General features: G+C 71.3%; 12 protein-coding genes. 1 reads left to right on the top strand and 11 read right to left on the bottom strand.

Translation table 11 applies throughout. The features are described 5' to 3' along the window. Nucleotides 1-64: 64 nt before the first annotated feature. The 8 genes from NYE39_RS06850 to NYE39_RS06815 all read right to left on the bottom strand — a co-directional run bounded on the left by NYE39_RS06850 (nt 65) and on the right by NYE39_RS06815 (nt 9,000). A complete protein-coding gene (locus NYE39_RS06850; RefSeq protein ID WP_341012225.1) occupies nt 65-1,060 on the bottom strand; it encodes a malate dehydrogenase in 996 nt (331 codons plus the stop codon). A gap of 89 nt (nt 1,061-1,149) precedes the next feature. Next, nucleotides 1,150-1,875, bottom strand: coding sequence for an anti-sigma factor (locus NYE39_RS06845; protein ID WP_341012224.1), 726 nt, complete (start codon nt 1,873-1,875; stop codon nt 1,150-1,152). Next, complete coding sequence (gene sigK / locus NYE39_RS06840) at nt 1,872-2,489, bottom strand: ECF RNA polymerase sigma factor SigK (RefSeq protein ID WP_226282634.1); 618 nt, start codon at nt 2,487-2,489, stop codon at nt 1,872-1,874. The genes NYE39_RS06845 and sigK overlap by 4 nt, the downstream gene beginning before the upstream one ends. 23 nt (nt 2,490-2,512) lie before the next feature. Then, nucleotides 2,513-3,169 carry a fasciclin domain-containing protein gene (locus NYE39_RS06835; RefSeq protein ID WP_341012223.1) on the bottom strand — a complete coding sequence of 219 codons (657 nt, stop codon included), beginning with the start codon at nt 3,167-3,169 and terminating at the stop codon, nt 2,513-2,515. Between the two features lie 68 nt (nt 3,170-3,237). After that, the gene (locus NYE39_RS06830; protein WP_341012222.1) at nt 3,238-4,761 is read right to left on the bottom strand and encodes a molybdopterin-dependent oxidoreductase; all 1,524 of its coding nucleotides are present in this window, start codon (nt 4,759-4,761) and stop codon (nt 3,238-3,240) included. A gap of 42 nt (nt 4,762-4,803) precedes the next feature. After that, on the bottom strand, nt 4,804-5,547 hold the full coding sequence (gene aqpZ, locus NYE39_RS06825; RefSeq protein WP_341012221.1) for an aquaporin Z: 744 nt from the start codon (nt 5,545-5,547) through the stop codon (nt 4,804-4,806). A 167-nt stretch (nt 5,548-5,714) separates the two neighbouring features. Then, the gene (locus NYE39_RS06820; RefSeq protein WP_341012220.1) at nt 5,715-7,934 is read right to left on the bottom strand and encodes an NADP-dependent isocitrate dehydrogenase; all 2,220 of its coding nucleotides are present in this window, start codon (nt 7,932-7,934) and stop codon (nt 5,715-5,717) included. Between the two features lie 88 nt (nt 7,935-8,022). Continuing rightward, nucleotides 8,023-9,000 (bottom strand): glycosyltransferase family 2 protein, encoded by a 978-nt coding sequence (locus NYE39_RS06815; protein ID WP_192910671.1) that lies wholly within the window; start codon nt 8,998-9,000, stop codon nt 8,023-8,025. Between the two features lie 521 nt (nt 9,001-9,521). Here NYE39_RS06815 and NYE39_RS06810 point away from each other — a divergent pair. After that, nucleotides 9,522-10,976, top strand: a complete 1,455-nt coding sequence (locus NYE39_RS06810) for a sugar transferase (RefSeq protein ID WP_341012219.1) — start codon at nt 9,522-9,524, stop codon at nt 10,974-10,976. A gap of 76 nt (nt 10,977-11,052) precedes the next feature. Here NYE39_RS06810 and NYE39_RS06805 read toward each other — a convergent pair whose 3' ends face one another. The 3 genes from NYE39_RS06805 to NYE39_RS06795 are packed head-to-tail and all read right to left on the bottom strand — an operon-like array spanning nt 11,053 to nt 15,700. Beyond that, on the bottom strand, nt 11,053-11,334 hold the full coding sequence (locus NYE39_RS06805) for a PqqD family protein (protein ID WP_341012218.1): 282 nt from the start codon (nt 11,332-11,334) through the stop codon (nt 11,053-11,055). Further along, nucleotides 11,334-14,381, bottom strand: a complete 3,048-nt coding sequence (locus NYE39_RS06800) for a glycosyltransferase (RefSeq protein ID WP_341012217.1) — start codon at nt 14,379-14,381, stop codon at nt 11,334-11,336. The genes NYE39_RS06805 and NYE39_RS06800 overlap by 1 nt, the downstream gene beginning before the upstream one ends. Continuing rightward, complete coding sequence (locus NYE39_RS06795) at nt 14,378-15,700, bottom strand: O-antigen ligase family protein (protein WP_341012216.1); 1,323 nt, start codon at nt 15,698-15,700, stop codon at nt 14,378-14,380. Before NYE39_RS06795 ends, NYE39_RS06800 begins: the two co-directional genes overlap by 4 nt. Between the last annotated feature and the right edge of the window lie 5 nt (nt 15,701-15,705).

Raw genomic sequence — 15,705 nt, 5'->3', positions numbered from 1 at the left:
GACACCGAAGGGGGCCCGTCGCACCATCTGGTGCGGCGGGCCCCCTTCGTGAGCCGTGCTGGCGTCAGCCCTTGATGAGGCCGAGCTTGGTGACGGCGTCGCGCTCCTCGGCGAGCTCGGCGACCGAGGCGTCGATCTTGGCACGCGAGAAGTCGTCGATCTCGAGGCCCTGGACGATCTCCCACTTGCCGTCCTTGACGGTGACGGGGAAGGAGGAGATGAGGCCCTCGGGGACGCCGTAGGAGCCGTCGGAGCAGACCGACATCGACACCCAGTCACCCTCGGGGGTGCCGAGCGCCCAGTCACGGGCGTGGTCGACGGTGGCCGAGGCGGCGGAGGCCGCGGAGGAGGCGCCACGCGCTTCGATGATCGCGGCGCCGCGCTTGGCAACGGTCGGGATGAAGGTGTTCTCCAGCCACTCCTGGTCGCCCACGGCCTCGGCGGCGTTCTTGCCTGAGACCTCGGCGTGGAAGAGGTCGGGGTACTGGGTCGCGGAGTGGTTGCCCCAGATCGTCATCTTCTTGATCTCGGTGACCGGCACGCCGAGCTTGGCGGACAGCTGGCTGATCGCGCGGTTGTGGTCCAGGCGGGTCAGGGCGCTGAAGCGCTCGTTGGGGATGTCGGGCGCGTTGTTCATCGAGATGAGGGCGTTGGTGTTGGCCGGGTTACCGGTGATCGTCACGTGGACGTCGTCGGCCGCGACCTTGTTGAGCGCCGCGCCCTGCGGGGCGAAGATGCCGCCGTTGGCCTCGAGGAGGTCACCGCGCTCCATGCCCGGGCCGCGGGGGCGGGCACCGACGAGCAGCGCGTGGTTGACGCCGTCGAAGACCTTTTCGGCGTCGTCGCCGATCTCGACACCGGCGAGGGTCGGGAAGGCGCAGTCGTCGAGCTCCATGACGACACCCTCGAGGGCCTTGAGGGCCGGGGTGATCTCGAGCAGTCGCAGCTCGACCGGGGTGTCGGGGCCGAAGAGCGACCCGCTGGCGATGCGGAAGAGAAGGCTGTAGCCGATCTGGCCGGCGGCGCCGGTGACGGCGACCTTGACGGGAGTGGTGCTCACGAGAAGTCGTACCCCTTCGTGCGGTGATTGGGGAGCAGATACGGTCTCGACCCTACTCCGAGGCGGGGTGCCGGTGTCACCGGCGTCCGTCAGCCCAGCGCCACGAGTGCCACGGGGTCGGTCGTCGGCTGCTGGGACCCTCCAGTGGGCTCGACGCTCAGGCCGACGCCCTCGGCTGCGGTGACATCACCCTCGAGCACCATCTCGCCGTCGGTGCCGGGCACCATCCCGGCGGAGGTCATGGCCCCCGAGGGGTCCTGCAGCCAGGCCTGGTAAGCGTGCCCGTCGCCGGGGTCGGCGAGCCCCTCGACGCGCAGCACGGCCTTGCCCATGCGCTCGGAGCGCACGACCTGGACCGTGCCGCCGTCGGCGGTGGTGACCTCCTGGGTGCGCGCATCGGGTGCCGCCGCGACCTCCTCGGAGATGCTCGTGGTGGCGCGGTCGACGACCTGCCAGGTGACACCGCCGCCGACGAGGAGGGCGGCAGCCGCGGCGAGGGCGACCCAGCGGCGCCGCGCCCGCCGGCGAAGGGAGAGCACCTGCGCCTCGTCCTCGGCGTGGGTGGGCGTGGGGTGCGCGGCGGGCGGCGGGTCCTGACGGGTCTGAGCGGCCCGGGCCAGGATGTCGTCCCGCAGCGACGGCGGCGGGGTGACCGCGACCATCTCGGCGAGCAGCGGAGTGACCGCGCCGAAGGAGTCGACCTCGTCGCGGCAGGCCGGGCAGCGCGCGAGGTGCTCCTCGAAGTCGGCGCGCTCGTCGTCGTCGAGGGCGTCGAGGGCATAGGCCCCGGAGAGGCTGTGCAGGTCGTCGCTCATGGGGTCACTCCCAGCTGGTCCCTCAGACGGATGAGTCCGTCGCGGATACGTGTCTTGGCGGTGCCGAGTGGTAGGTCGAGGAGGCTGGCGACCTCCGTGTGGGTGTAGCCGCCCAAGTAGGCCAGGCTCACGGCCTCGCGCTGGTTGGCGGTCAGCCCGTCGAGGGCCGAGCGCACCCGGGCGGCCTCGATGCGGGCCGTCGCCGTCTCCGCGGTGGTGTCGAAGTCGACCTCACGGGACCGGGCGTGCCAGCCGTCGTCGCGGACCGCGGCGGCTTGGCTCGAGCGCACCCGGTCGATGGCGCGGCGGTGGGCCATCGTGAGCAGCCAGCCGATCGCCGACCCGCGCCGCGGGTCGAAGTGGCTGGCCCGGCGCCACACCTCGAGGTAGACCTCCTGGGTCACTTCCTCGGACTGCGCCGGGTTGCGCAGGATCCGCAGGACGAGACCGTGCAGTCGGGGAGCTGTCTCGTCGTAGACGGCGGCGAAGGCGACCTCGTCCCCCTTCGCCACCTGCTTGAGGCGGTGGGCGAGCCGGTCGTGGCCCCCGTGGGCAGGCTCCCGCTCGGAGGCCGTGCGGGCGTCCGGCGGGTCCTGCTCACGGGGAGGGGGCACGAGGTCCATGGTGACGGATCAGGTTACTTCTTGGCGGTCGGCATGAGGACCGAGTCGACGATGTAGACCGTGGCATTGGCGGTCTGGACGTCTCCGCAGACGACGTTGGCCTCGCCGACGGTGAAGTCCTCGCCCGAACCCTTGACGGTGATCTTGTCGCCGGCGAGGGTCTCGTGGGTGCCGGCGAGGTCCTCGGGAGCGAGGCGGCCCTCGACGACGTGGTGGGTGAGCACCGTCGTCAGCAGGCCCTTGGGGTCACCCATCGCCTTGTCGAGCGTGGCCTGGTCCATGGCGGCGAAGGCGTCGTCGGTCGGGGCGAAGACGGTGATGTCCTCGGAGGAGTTGAGCGTCTTGGCCAGGTCGGCCTCGGTGACGGCCTTGACGAGCGTCTTGAGGAGCATGTTGTTGCTCGCGGCGGTCGCGACCGGGTCGGTCGACATGCCGTCGAAGGAGCCCTTGCCGTCCTCGGGCACGGAGGCGCACCCCTCGCCGAAGGGGGCACCCGCCTCGGCGGCGTCGGTGGACGAGGACATCGAGTCGTCGGACCCCATCGACTCCGAGCTGCTCGACGAGCTCGCGGAGCTGCCGGTGTCGGTGTCGTCACCGCAGGCGGTGAGGGCGAAGGGGAGCGCCGCTGCGGCGAGCAGGGCGACGGTGCGGGTGGTGGTCAGGCGGGACATGTCGTGCCTCCGGTCATCGTGAGTGGCTGTGCGACAAGGGATTCGGAGCCGTCGGGCGTGCGGATGGGTCAGTCCGTCACGGTCACGGCGATCGAGTGCCAGCCGGTGGCGCCTGCGGGGAAGCGAGTGGCCTCCTGACGCGTCTGCACCTCGCCCGTGCCGTCGGTGGCGCGCACGGTGAGGTCGTGCCGACCCGGGGTCGCGTTCCACGGCAGGAACCACTGGCGCCAGCAGTCGACGTCGGCCTCGGTGCCGAGGGTGGCGCGCTGCCAGTCGCCGTCGTCGATGCGCACCTCGACGCGCGAGATGCCCCGTCGCTGCGCCCAGGCGACGCCGCCGATGACGGTGCGCCCGGGCGGGATGCGGCGCAGCGCCCGGGGCGTGTCGATGCGGGCCTGGGTGCGCACCCGGCCGTCGGTCGCCCAGTCGCGGTCTGTCCAGTAGGCGCTCGCCGCGTCGTAGCGGGTGACGGTCATGCGGGTGAGCCACTTCGTCGCGCCGACGAACCCGTAGAGCCCGGGCGTGACGAGGCGGGCGGGGAAGCCGTGCTCGCGGGGCAGGGGGGCGCCGTTCATGCCGACGGCGACGAGCGCGTCGCGGTCGTCGAGGAGGGCCGAGAGCGGCGTCGAGATCGTCATGCCGTCGGTCGACGTCGAGAGCACCTGCAGGTCGGGGTCGCGTGGGTCGGTGTCGAGTCCGGCGCGGGCGAGCAGCTCGCGGGTGGGCACGCCGAGCCAGCGGGCGTGGCCGATGTAGGGGCCGCCGACCTCGTTGGAGACGCAGTTGAGGGTGATGTCGCGCTCGACCATGGGCGTGGCGAGCAGCTCGTCGATGCCCATCGTCACCTCACGCGGCACATCACCGTCGATCGTCAGCGACCACTCGCCGGGGTCGACGCGCGGGGCGAGGAGTGCGGTGTCGATCCGGTAGAAGTCGGCATTCGCCGTGACGAAGGGGGAGATCCCGGACTTGCCGACGTCCACCCCCTTCGGCAGGGCGGGCAGGGGCCGCGTCGGTCGCGGCAGGGTGAGCGTGGGCGGCGCGGACCGGGCGACGAGCGCCTGCCCTGAGCCGCCGATCGCCAGCGCGGCGGCGCCGGTGCCCCCGAGGGCGACGACCCGACGTCGCGTCGGGTGCGTGGGGTCGGCGTGGGCGGAGCCCGAGGGCAGCACCCGGGCGACGAGCAGGTCGAGCGTCAGGATCCCGACGACGGCCGCGACGAGGGCGGGGAGCCAGGCCAGGTCGTCGGCGGTGGGCCGCAGCACCGCGGCCGCGCCGGCGAGGCCGGTGAGCAGCAGGAGGAGCAGCGTCGAGGCCAGCCGGGAGCGTGGCCGCACGGTGCCCGCGAGGGCCGCGAGGAGCAGGGAGACGACGGCGACCGAGCCGATGAGGATCGGCTTGTCGGCCGTGCCGAAGGTGCCGACCGCCCACTCCTTGACCGGCGTCGGGGTCGCGTCGATGACCTGGCTGCCGACGGCGAGAACCGGCGACGACGCGGGGGAGGTCAGGGCCGCGACGAGGTGCGCGGCGGCCGTGCCGAGGGCAGCTGCGAGGATGCCGCAAGCGGCGGGGAGGGCGGACCGAGAGCTCATGGACGGGGTTCGGCGCTGCCCGGGGTGGCGGATGGGTCGGCGTCAGACGCCCTCGACGTCGACGTCGGCACGGTTGACCCCTGTGATCAGGGCATAGGTGGCGCCGGCGATCGCGGCACCGATGATCGGTGCGACCCAGAAGGCCCACAGCTGGCCGGCTGCACCGTCCTGGAAGAAGGCGACCGCGGTCGAGCGGGCGGGGTTGACCGAGGTGTTGCTGATCGGGATCGAGATGAGGTGGATCAGCGTCAGGCCCAGGCCGATGGCGATCGGCGCGAAGCCCACGGGCGCGCGCTCGTCGGTGGCCCCGAGGATGATGTAGAGGAAGAAGGCGGTGAGCACGACCTCGGCGACGAGGACCGCGGCGAGGGTGTAGCCGCCGGGGGAGTGGTCGGCGTAGCCGTTGGCAGCGAACCCGGCGCCGGCATCGAAGCCGTCCTTGCCGCTGGCGATGAGGAAGAGGACTCCTCCGGCGACGAGACCCGCGACGACCTGCGTGACGACGTAGGCGGGCACGTCCTTCCAGTCGAACCGCCGTCCGGTGGCCAGACCGATGGTCACCGCAGGGTTGAAGCGGCCGCCCGAGACGTGCCCGACGGCGTAGGCCATCGTCAGCACGGTCAGGCCGAAGGCGAGGGCGACACCGACGAAACCGATGCCCAACCCGGAGTCCTCGCCGTCGACGAGGTGCTGGGCGGCGAAGATCGCCGAGCCGCAGCCACCGAGGACGAGCCAGAAGGTGCCGAGGAACTCTGCGCCGAGGCGGTGGACGAGCGAGTGCCGCATGAATGGTGCTCCTGATGTCGTGGGGTGGCTCGAGGAGCCGTCATGGCGAGACTAGTGGAGGGCAGGTCACGTGCGCATGACGAAGGGCGCCGTCCTGAGGAGGCCGCCCGCGGCCGTCACGAAGGGGGGAGGTCCACCGGACCTCCCCCCTTCGCCTGATCGTCAGCTCAGAGGCTGTCGATGATGGCGTTGAGCGTCGCGCTCGGGCGCATCGCCGCCGACGCCTTGGCGGCGTCGGGCTTGTAGTAGCCACCGAGGTCGACCGGCGAGCCCTGCACGCCGATGAGCTCGTCGTTGATCTTCGCCTCGTTGTCGCCGAGCTCGGCGGCCACGCGGGTGAAGCGCTCCTTGAGCTCGGCGTCGGTGTCCTGGGCCGCCAGCGCCTGCGCCCAGTAGAGGGCGAGGTAGAAGTGGCTGCCGCGGTTGTCGATCGAGCCGAGCTTGCGGGCCGGGCTCTTGTTTTCCTCGAGGAAGGTGGCGATCGCCGTGTCGAGGGTGTCCGCGAGGACCTGCGCCTTGGGGTTGTCGAAGTGCGTGGCGAGGTGCTCGAGGGAGGCGCCCAGCGCGGAGAACTCACCCAGGGAGTCCCAGCGCAGGTAGTTTTCCTTGACGAACTGCTGCACGTGCTTGGGTGCGGAGCCGCCGGCACCGGTCTCGAAGAGACCGCCGCCCGCGAGCAGCGGGACGATCGAGAGCATCTTGGCGCTCGTGCCGAGCTCGAGGATCGGGAAGAGGTCGGTGAGGTAGTCGCGCAGGACGTTGCCCGTGACCGAGATGGCGTCCTTGCCGGCGCGGATCTGCTCGAGGCAGAAGGTCACCGCATCGACGGGCGGGAGGATCTTGATCTCGAGGCCCTCGGTGTCGTGCTGCGGCAGGTACTCCTTGACCTTGGCGATGATCTGCGCGTCGTGGGCGCGGGCCTCGTCGAGGAAGAAGACGGCCGGGGCGCCGGTCGCCCGAGCGCGGGTGACGGCCAGCTTGACCCAGTCCTGGACGGGGATGTCCTTGACCCGGCTCATCCGCCAGATGTCGCCCTCCTCGACGGCGTGCTCGAGGACGACCTCGCCGGCCGAGGTGGTGACCGTGACGGTGCCGGCGGTCGGGATCTCGAAGGTCGTCGGGTGCGAGCCGTACTCCTCGGCCTTCTGCGCCATGAGGCCGACATTGGGCACGCTGCCGATCGTCGACGGGTCGAGGGCGCCGTTGCGCTTGTGCTCCTCGATGACCGCGGCGTACATCGGGCCGTAGGAGCGGTCGGGGATCATAGCGAGGGTCTCCTGCTGGCCACCCTCGGCGTCCCACATCTGACCCGAGTCACGGATGACGACCGGCATCGAGGCGTCGATGATGACGTCGCTCGGGACGTGGAGGTTGGTGATGCCCTTGTCGGAGTCGACCATCGCCAGCGCGGGGCGGCGCTCGGCGAGGGCGTCGATGTCGGCGCGGATCGCGTCGCGGGTCTCGGCCGGCAGCTTGTCGAGCTGGGTGTAGAGCGAGGCCAGGCCGTAGCGCAGGTCGACGTCGGCCATGAGGAAGGACGCTGCGTGCTTGTCGACGAGGTCGCCGAGCCACGCGGCGACGCCGTGGCCGAAGAGGATGGGGTCGGAGACCTTCATCATCGTCGCCTTGAGGTGCAGCGACAGCAGCAGGCCCTCGGCGCGGGCGGCCTCGATCTGGGCGTCGTAGAAGGCGCGCAGCGCCTTGGCCGACATGAAGGTCGCGTCGACGATCTCCCCCTTCGTCACCGGGACGGAGTCCTTGAGGACGGTCTCGGTGCCGTCCTGGGCCGTCAGGGTGATCTTCAGGGTGTCGTCGGCGGGGGAGACGATCGACTTCTCGTTGCCGTAGAAGTCGCCCTCGCTCATCGAGGCGACGCGGGCCTTGTTGTCGGCGGTCCACGGGCCGAGCTTGTGCGGGTGCTTCTTCGTGAAGTTCTTGACCGCGAGCGGGGCGCGGCGGTCGGAGTTGCCCTCACGCAGGACGGGGTTGACCGCGGAGCCGAGGACGTTGGCGTAGGCCGCGGCGACCTGCTGCTCCTCGTCGGTGCTCGGGTTGTCGGGGTAGTCCGGCAGGTCGTAGCCCTGACCCTGCAGCTCGGCGATCGCTGCCTTGAGCTGCGGCACGGAGGCCGAGATGTTGGGCAGCTTGATGATGTTGGCCTCGGGCGTCTTGGCCAGCCGGCCGAGCCCGGCGAGGTTGTCGGCGACGCGCTGCTCGTCGGTCAGCCGGTCGGGGAACTGGGCGAGGATGCGGCCGGCGAGCGAGATGTCGCTCGTCTCCAGCTCCACACCGGAGCCCGAGGTGAAGCCCTGGACGATCGGGAGCAACGAGTAGGTGGCCAGTGCCGGCGCCTCGTCGATCTTGGTCCAGACGATCTTCGCGGTCATGTGTGTCCCTCCGTGGGGTGTGGGGTGGGTCTCCTCAGATCCTCCCACGGGTCGGGCCGGGCGCGATCCGCGGTCCGACGAAGGGAGGTCACCCCCGGTCGTCGTCGTGGACCGGGGGGATGCGTGGTGGGCCGAAGCGGATGAGGCGCAGCTGCTCGATCGTCTCCTCGAGGAGCACGCGGTTGGTGCGTTGCAGGTCGGCGATGATGAGCAGCGCGAAGCTGAAGAGGGCCCCGACGAGCAGGGTCGTACCGAAGATCAGCGACTGGATGTGGCCGGCCGAGTCGCCCATCGCGGCAAGGACGAGGAAGCGGACGAAGGGGATGAGCCCCAGCACGAGCAGGACGCTGCCGACGATGCCGAAAAAGGCGTGCGGCTTGAACATGATGAAGGAGCGCACGATCGCCGAGGCGGACTTGGCCATGTGCTGCCAGATGCTCGTGAAGAGCCGGGACTCGCGGGTCTTGTCGTTGGTGACGACGGGGACGGACTCGATGCCCAGCCGCTTGTGGCCGGCCTGGATGATCGTCTCCATGCAGTAGGAGAACTCGGTGACGATGTTCAGCCGCATGAGGGAGGCGGCGGAGTAGGCGCGGAAGCCGCTGGCAGCGTCGGGCAGGTCGGTGCTCGCGGCCCGGTTGACCACGGCCGACCCGAAGGACTGCATGCGCCGCTTGAAGGGGGAGAAGTGGGCGATTGTCGCGGTCTGCCGGTCGGCGACGACGATGTCGGCGCGGCCGGCGATGATCGGCTCGACGAGGTCGCCGATGCGCTCCTGGGGGTACTGGTTGTCGCCGTCGGTGTTGACGAGGATGTCGGCGCCGTGACGCAGCGCGAAGTCGGCGCCGTCGCGGAAGGAGCGGGCCAGGCCCAAGGGACGGCTGTGGCTGATGAGGTGGGTGACCCCGAGCTCGCGCGCGACCTCCGCGGTCCGGTCGCTCGAGCCGTCGTCGATGACGAGAGTCTCGACGACATCGACGCCGGGGATCTGCGTCGGGATCGTCGCGAAGACCAGGGGAAGGGTCGCCTCCTCGTTGAGGCAGGGGATCTGGACGATCACCTTCATGGTCACGGCCTCCGCCGACGTCGCTGCTGGTGCAGGTAGCATCTCAACCCCGGCCGCGGTACCGCCACCCGGGGTCGTGCGACGAGCGAGCCGTCTCGGACGATCTTCGGCGGGCGACGGAGGCCACACGAAAATTTTGGTCAAGGTATGGCAAGGATGGTAAGTGAAAGGTAAAGTCTCTCCTCGAGATCGTGGCCGGGGAGGTCCACAAGTTCGGGGCGGACAGGCCGCCTCTCGATTCTTCGCTGGGGAGGCGCGTTCGTGCACATCGATTTGATGGTGTTCCTGGGGTGGGCTTCGTTGCCGGTCGTGGCCTACGGGGTAGGCATGGCCGCACTACGTCGCGCGGGTCGTCGGCCTGACGGCCGGAGTGCGACCGATGCGACGGCGCGACTGGAGGAGTTGCGCCGTCGACCTGTCGAAGGGGGTGTCACCCGGGGACGGATGGCCGAGGCCATCCGGCTGGCCGACGGTCCGGTTGCCGCGTCCCTGCCCGACCGGCGAGGCTGACGGTGGTCGGCTTGGCCCGCCTCGTCACCGACGTCGGAGCCGGCCGCGCGGCCCTACGGCCCCTGCAGGGGCTGCTCGCGATCACCGATCTACTCGTCATCATGTGGGCCACCTTCGGGGCCCAGGTGGTGCGCTTCGGTGTCGAGGGTCGCACGGACGTCGCCGCGAGCACCGACGACTTCTCGATCAGCTACACGTGGTTCAGCATTGCGCTGGTGGCGTTGTGGTGGCTTGCCCTGCGCTTCCACGGCGCCTACGACGTGCACATCCTCGGTCACGGCGCCGCCGAGTACCGGCTCGTGACGACCGCGTCCCTGCAGGTCTTCGCGCTCGTCGCCATGCTCGCCTTCGCCCTGCAGGTGCAGATCGCCCGCGGATACATCCTGCTGGCCCTCCCCGCCGGCGTCGTCGGTCTCTGGGCCGCCCGGAGGGTGTGGCGGACCTGGCTGGGTCGGCGGCGGGTCGCCGGCGACCTGAGCCACGACGTGCTCGTCGTGGGTGACGTGGCCACCGTGCGCCACCTGGTCGACAGCTTCGCCTCGGTGCCCGAGGCCGGCTACCGCGTCATCGGTGTGTGCACCTCCTCCGGTGGTGACGAAGTGGCCGATGTCCCGGTGCTGGGCAGCGAGCGCGAGGGCGCGCGCGTGGCCATCGAGCTGGGCGTCGACGTCGTGGCCTGCGCCGACGCGCACGCGCTTGGCCCCGGAGGTCTGCGCCGGCTCGGCTGGGCGCTCGAGGGCAGTGGGATCGAGCTGGTCGTCTCGCCGGGTCTCACCGAGATCGCCGGCCCGCGCGTGCTCACGCGACCGGTCGCCGGCCTGCCTCTCCTGCACGTCGAGGCCCCGACCTTCGCCGGGCCCCGGCTCGTGCTCAAGTCGACGATCGACTGGGTGGGTGCCCTCCTGCTGACGATCGCCTTCTCGCCGCTGCTTCTCGTCGTCGCGGTCCTGGTCAAGCTCTCCGATGGTGGGCCCGTCTTCTTCCGGCAGGAGCGCGTCGGACTCGACGGCGAGAGCTTCCGGATGACGAAGTTCCGCTCGATGACGGTCGACGCCGAGGACCGCCTCGACGAGGTGCGGCAACGCACCGCCGCCGAGATCGACCGTGGGGTGCTCTTCAAGCGCCAGGACGACCCGCGGGTCACGCCGATCGGCCGGTTCATCCGCCGCTGGTCCATCGACGAGCTGCCACAGCTCTTCGACGTGCTCGCGGGCAAGATGAGCCTCGTCGGCCCCCGCCCGCCGCTGCCCTCCGAGGTCGCCCGCTACGAGGGCGACGTCGGCCGCCGTCTGCTCGTCAAGCCGGGCATGACCGGGCTGTGGCAGATCAACGGCCGCAGCGACCTCACCTGGGAGGAGTCGGTGCGCTTCGACCTCTACTACGTCGAAAACTGGTCGGTCGCCCAGGACATCGTCATCCTCTGGAGGACCTTCCACGCCGTCGTCACCAAGGACGGCGCCTACTGATGCTGCCCGCCGTGGGGCGCGATCAGGGGCCGTCCACGCGCATCCCGGAAGGGTCCGGCGCCTCCGCTCGAGAGGGTCAGGTCCGGCGAAGCAGCCCGCGCCCGACGAGCTCCGCGACGAAGGCCTCGACGTCCGCGCGGACGTCGTCCGCGTCGTGCCCGAGAACATCGGCCACCATGTCGACGACGTCCCCACCGCCCTCGACAGCGGCGAGCCAGATGACGGCCGACTGGTCGGGCAGGACCGAGACCGGGCCGTTCGGCAGGGGCGCCACGTAGACGATTGTCCGGCCCCGGTCATCGGCTGCCTCGGTCCACCCCACGCCGCGAGGCACGGTCCAGTGGGTCTGCCGGGTCATCAGCGACCACCTGCTCGGACGATCTCCGCGATGCCGCGACGGGAGCGGCCGACGAAGGCCCGCACCACATCGAGGTTGGAGGGGCGGTGCCCGAGCTCGTGGGCGAGGTGGTCGGTGTTGACGAGCGGAGCGCGCAGCACCAAGACGATCCGGCTGCGCAGGTCGGGGGCGGCGGCGATGCGGGCCCGCCACTCGTGGACTCGTCCCCCTTCGGTGACGGCCTGCCACAGCTCCCGCTCCGCGGAGGGCGGCAGTGAGTCGACGTCCCCGACCCCGAGGGCGAAGGCGACCTCTGCCTGCATCTCCTCGACCCACGCGCGCACCTGCTGACGCTGGTCCCGGCTGGCGCCGTGCCAGGCGTGGGCGACGTCGGCGCTGGCCTGACCCCCGGCGGGGTTGCGGGCCGCGTGCATGACGAGGATCGCGACCTGGGCGGGCAGGCTGGGGGCCGGGCAGCTCACGCCGGCGATGTCCGTGGTGAGCCTTTCGACCCACAGGCGCTCGAAGGCGTCTGCGGGTGACCGCCCGATGCCGGGGTAGTGCCGGTGGACGTCGAGGTGGCCCCACAGGTCGTGCCAGAGCGTGAGCGAGTGCTCGAAGGGCGAGCTCGTCGTGAAGCGGCCCGATGACTGGTAGCCGGCGGCAGCGCACGCCGCGAGGAGGGCATCGAGGTGCGCCGGTCGGACGAGGACGTCGGCGTCGGTGGCGATCCTGCCGGGACTGGTGACGGTGGGGTCGAGGGCATCGCCCTTGATGTGGAGCAGGTCGACGCCGTGCTCGTCGGCCAGCCGTTGGACCGCAGCGTGGCCGAAGCGGGTGCGCACCTGCAGCGGGACGTCCGCGCGCCCGGGACCGGGACCTGTAGACACGCGCCTCAGCGCCTGGCTCATCTCGCCGACCCGGTCTGCCCAGGTCGGCACCTGCCGGTCGGCGCCGACGGGGAAGCGGTCGGTCGCGGGGAGGCTGGCAGCGACAACGTCGGGGAAGCGCTCGCGGTCCACCACGGTCAGGCGTGCGTCCGCAGCCTCACGGAACCCGGCGACCGGTGTGCTGACGACAGGTCGGCCGACGGCTCGGTACTCGTAGAGCTTGATCGGGTCGAGACTGTCGGTGAAGTCGTCGACGACGTGTGGCACGACGAGGAGGTCCGCGTGCTGGAGGTAGGCGGGGACGGACCGGTGGTCCTTGGCGCCCAGTAGGTGCACGCCGCCCGTCTCCAGACGGCTGCGCTCGTCGCTGGTCAGTGCGACGGGCCCGACGAGCACGAGGTGCCCGGTGCTGTGCAGCGCTCGGGCGGTGTCCTCGCAGAGGGCGATGTCGAGTCGGTCGGCGTGCAGGGTGCCGACGTAGACGGCGACGGGACCGTCGGGAAGGTCGGTGGGCCGCCCGGTGGGGCGGGTCACCGCGGCGACGTCGACGGCATTGCGGATCAGCGTCACGGGGCGTTGCGCCGACTTGGTCGCGGCCAGTGACGGCGAGCAGACGACGACCTCGGATGCGGATGTGAGCAGCCGTCCCTCCATGTCGCTGATCCGCTGTTGCGTCGCCGGGTCGCGGTCGGCGAGGAGCCAGTCGTCGGTGATGTCGTAGAGGGTCGGCCAGCCGTTGCGCTGCATCACCAGGGCGCCCAGGGGGTCGTTGACCCAGAGCGTCGGGTCCGTCAGGCCGACCTGCTCGGCCGCGCGGCGGACCGCCTCCGCCCACCGCTCGTCCTGGTGCGGGTCGACCCGACGGGGGAGGAGCTTGGTCGGCTCGAGCAGCCACAGGGCGTCGGGGTCGATGTCCGGGAGGTGGGGCCCACGTCGCAGGCCCCGGCCGGGGACGGGGCGGGATCTGCGGCGTGCGGCGTGGAGCGGGTCGGTGCCCGGCTCCACGAAGAGGACGCGCAGGTCGGGGTCTTCGCGCAGCAGGCCGTGGACGAGGTGCTGGTTGCGGCGCCACACGCGGTCCCAGGGCTCGAGGGAGACGACGACGAGGCCCCGTCCGTGTCGGGCCTCGGCACGAGGTGTGGGCGAGCGGGACACGAGGGCGTGCCGGTAGACCTCGTCCGTGGCGCGTGCCTGCTCGGCGATCGTCAGGGCGCGACGTTGGCGCTCGCGCAGCGCGGTGCCGTAGGCGTCGAGGGTGGCAGGGTCTTCCACCAGCCGCAGGAGGTGGTGTGCCGCGGCTTCGTGGTCGCCCGGGGAGAAGAGAGCCGGGGTGGGGACGCCGCCCACGCTCTCGAGGTGACCGCCCGCCGCTGCGGCCACGACGGGCAGACCGGAGGCCATCGCCTCGATGACGGACAGGCCGATGCCCTCGATCGCACACGGCGCGAGGAGCACCGCAGCGGTAGCCATGAGGTCCTCGACGTCGTGACGGTGTCCGAGGAACTCGGTGGCGTCAGAGACGCCCAGTAGGTCGGCCTGGTGCTTCAGCGCCGCCGCGTGGGAGCCGTCGCCGGCGATGCGTAGCCGCCATCCCCGGTCAGGGAGCCCGGACGCGGCGAAGGCGGCGATGGCGACCTCGGTCGACTTCTCCCGCTCCAGGCGCTGCGCGACGAGGACCGTGCGATCGCGACGCGAAGGGGGCGAAAGGTCCGGTCGGTCGGGCACGCCCGGCAGCACCACGGTTGCGTCGACGTCGACCGCTCCGGCGATGTAGTCGCTCACGGCGATCTCGGCCGCGAGCCGGGGCTGCAGGCGCTCCACGAGCGAGCGGTGCGCGGGGGTGGCCCCGCGCCGCGCGGCGAAGTGCCGAGTGCTGACGATCGGAGTGCGCACCAGCGCGGGGCTGGTGAGGGCCACGACGTCTGCGTCGGTCATGTGCGTGGCGACGAGGTCGGCGCCCCGGCCGGCGGGCCCCAGGAGGAGACGCGCTGCGGTCCGGCGGTCGACGGCTGGAACGAGGCGCACTCCCGGCCGGTCGATGGCAGCGCTCATGTGCTCCTGCCGGCCACCGAGGACGGTGACCGTGTGGCCGAGGTCGTGCTGTGCGGCCGCGAGGAGGGCGACGTGCCGCTCGACACCCGCGAAGTTGTCCGTGCAGACGACGTGCGTGATCCTCATCCGGCGCGGCCGTCCGCGGTGGCGACGGGCGGGGCGGCCGGGAGGGTGGCAGCCGGTTCCGCAGCCGGCTGCGCCTCGTCCGTGCTCCGGGCGTGCATCCCGAGGCAGATGCCCGCGACGACGAAGGGGATCGAGGTCTGGGCCGCGACCCAGAAGGCGTCGAGCTGGCCCTGGACGAAGCGCCCGAGCACCACGAGGACGGCGAGCATGCCGTACTCAGGGGGGATGCGCCACAGGACGAGGAGCGAGCCGATCATCAACGCGAGGAAGCCGATGAGTCCCAGCAGGCCGGAAGCGGTGATCACCTCGAGCAGCGCATTCGGTGGCTGGATCCCCCCGGGGAAGCGGTCGGTGTACCACCAGCGCAGCCCGACACCGGTGAGCGGCTGGGTCGACCAGATCTCCAGGGCCTCCTGGAACCACGTGAGTCGGGAGAAGAAGGAGTTGTGCTGGTTGCCGCTGGAGATCTGGTCGCGCACCAGTGTGAGGACCACGATGACCGCGGGGACGACCGCTAGCAGGATGAGCTGCGAGCGCCGTCGGTCGGTGCGCCGGCGCAGCACGAGGACGACGAGGATGACGGCCAGCCCGACGATCGCCTGTCGCGACTGGGTGGCGATGATCGCCAGGACGAGCCAAGTGAAGATCATCAGCGCCGGACCGGGGCGCAGTCGCAACCAGTCGGGGCGCACGTACGCGATCGTGGCCGTGGTCGCCAGGACCGTCCCGAGGAAGTTCTTGTGCATGCGGAAGGGGAGGTAGATCGGCTCGAAGTTGCCGGCGAGGTAGTTGACCAGGCCGGCACCGACGACCCATGTGGCGAGGATCAGTCCGGTCGCGAGCATGAGCAGGAGCCCGGCCCGGCCGAGCCCGTCCCGGCCGATGCTCCACCCGACGAGGAGGGCACCGGCGATGAGGACACCGGCGTGCAGCCACTCGAGGAGGTTGGCCGCGTAGGGGTTGGCGACGACGGTGAAGAGGGTGGCGACCTGGTAGGTGACGACGAGCCAGAGCAGGTTGCGCAGTGCCGGGCTGAAGGGCCGCTGCGCGAAGCACAGGGACACGCCGGCCCCGAGGGTGAGGGCCAGGTCGGACACGGACAGATCGGTGCCGCCGTAGCCCAACCGCTCGGCGACGTAGAGCAGGGGCAGACAGGCGAGGGGCAGGGCGGCTCGCTGCAGCGCGGAGAGGCCCATGACGAGCACCAGCGAGGCAGCAGCGACCGCGAGCACCGGCTGCCGGGGGGCGAGGTAGCCGACGCCGGCGGCCATCACGGCCCCCGCCGTGACGATCAGGGCCGCTGGCAGGTCGGACGTCATCGACC

This window comes from Janibacter sp. FSL W8-0316 (genome assembly GCF_038004165.1).
Lineage (GTDB): Bacteria > Actinomycetota > Actinomycetes > Actinomycetales > Dermatophilaceae > Janibacter > Janibacter indicus.
Note: the sequence above shows the minus strand (reverse complement) of the source record. Positions and strands in the feature narration are given on the sequence as shown.

What these genes read in the sequence shown, in the direction of transcription:
- NYE39_RS06805 (WP_341012218.1), bottom strand. Translation starts at nt 11,334, where the DNA reads ATGACCCGGCAGACCCACTGGACCGTGCCTCGCGGCGTGGGGTGGACC.
- NYE39_RS06795 (WP_341012216.1), bottom strand. Translation starts at nt 15,700, where the DNA reads ATGACGTCCGACCTGCCAGCGGCCCTGATCGTCACGGCGGGGGCCGTG.
- NYE39_RS06835 (WP_341012223.1), bottom strand. Translation starts at nt 3,169, where the DNA reads ATGTCCCGCCTGACCACCACCCGCACCGTCGCCCTGCTCGCCGCAGCG.
- NYE39_RS06830 (WP_341012222.1), bottom strand. Translation starts at nt 4,761, where the DNA reads ATGAGCTCTCGGTCCGCCCTCCCCGCCGCTTGCGGCATCCTCGCAGCT.
- aqpZ (WP_341012221.1), bottom strand. Translation starts at nt 5,547, where the DNA reads ATGCGGCACTCGCTCGTCCACCGCCTCGGCGCAGAGTTCCTCGGCACC.
- NYE39_RS06820 (WP_341012220.1), bottom strand. Translation starts at nt 7,934, where the DNA reads ATGACCGCGAAGATCGTCTGGACCAAGATCGACGAGGCGCCGGCACTG.
- NYE39_RS06815 (WP_192910671.1), bottom strand. Translation starts at nt 9,000, where the DNA reads ATGAAGGTGATCGTCCAGATCCCCTGCCTCAACGAGGAGGCGACCCTT.
- NYE39_RS06845 (WP_341012224.1), bottom strand. Translation starts at nt 1,875, where the DNA reads ATGAGCGACGACCTGCACAGCCTCTCCGGGGCCTATGCCCTCGACGCC.
- NYE39_RS06800 (WP_341012217.1), bottom strand. Translation starts at nt 14,381, where the DNA reads ATGAGGATCACGCACGTCGTCTGCACGGACAACTTCGCGGGTGTCGAG.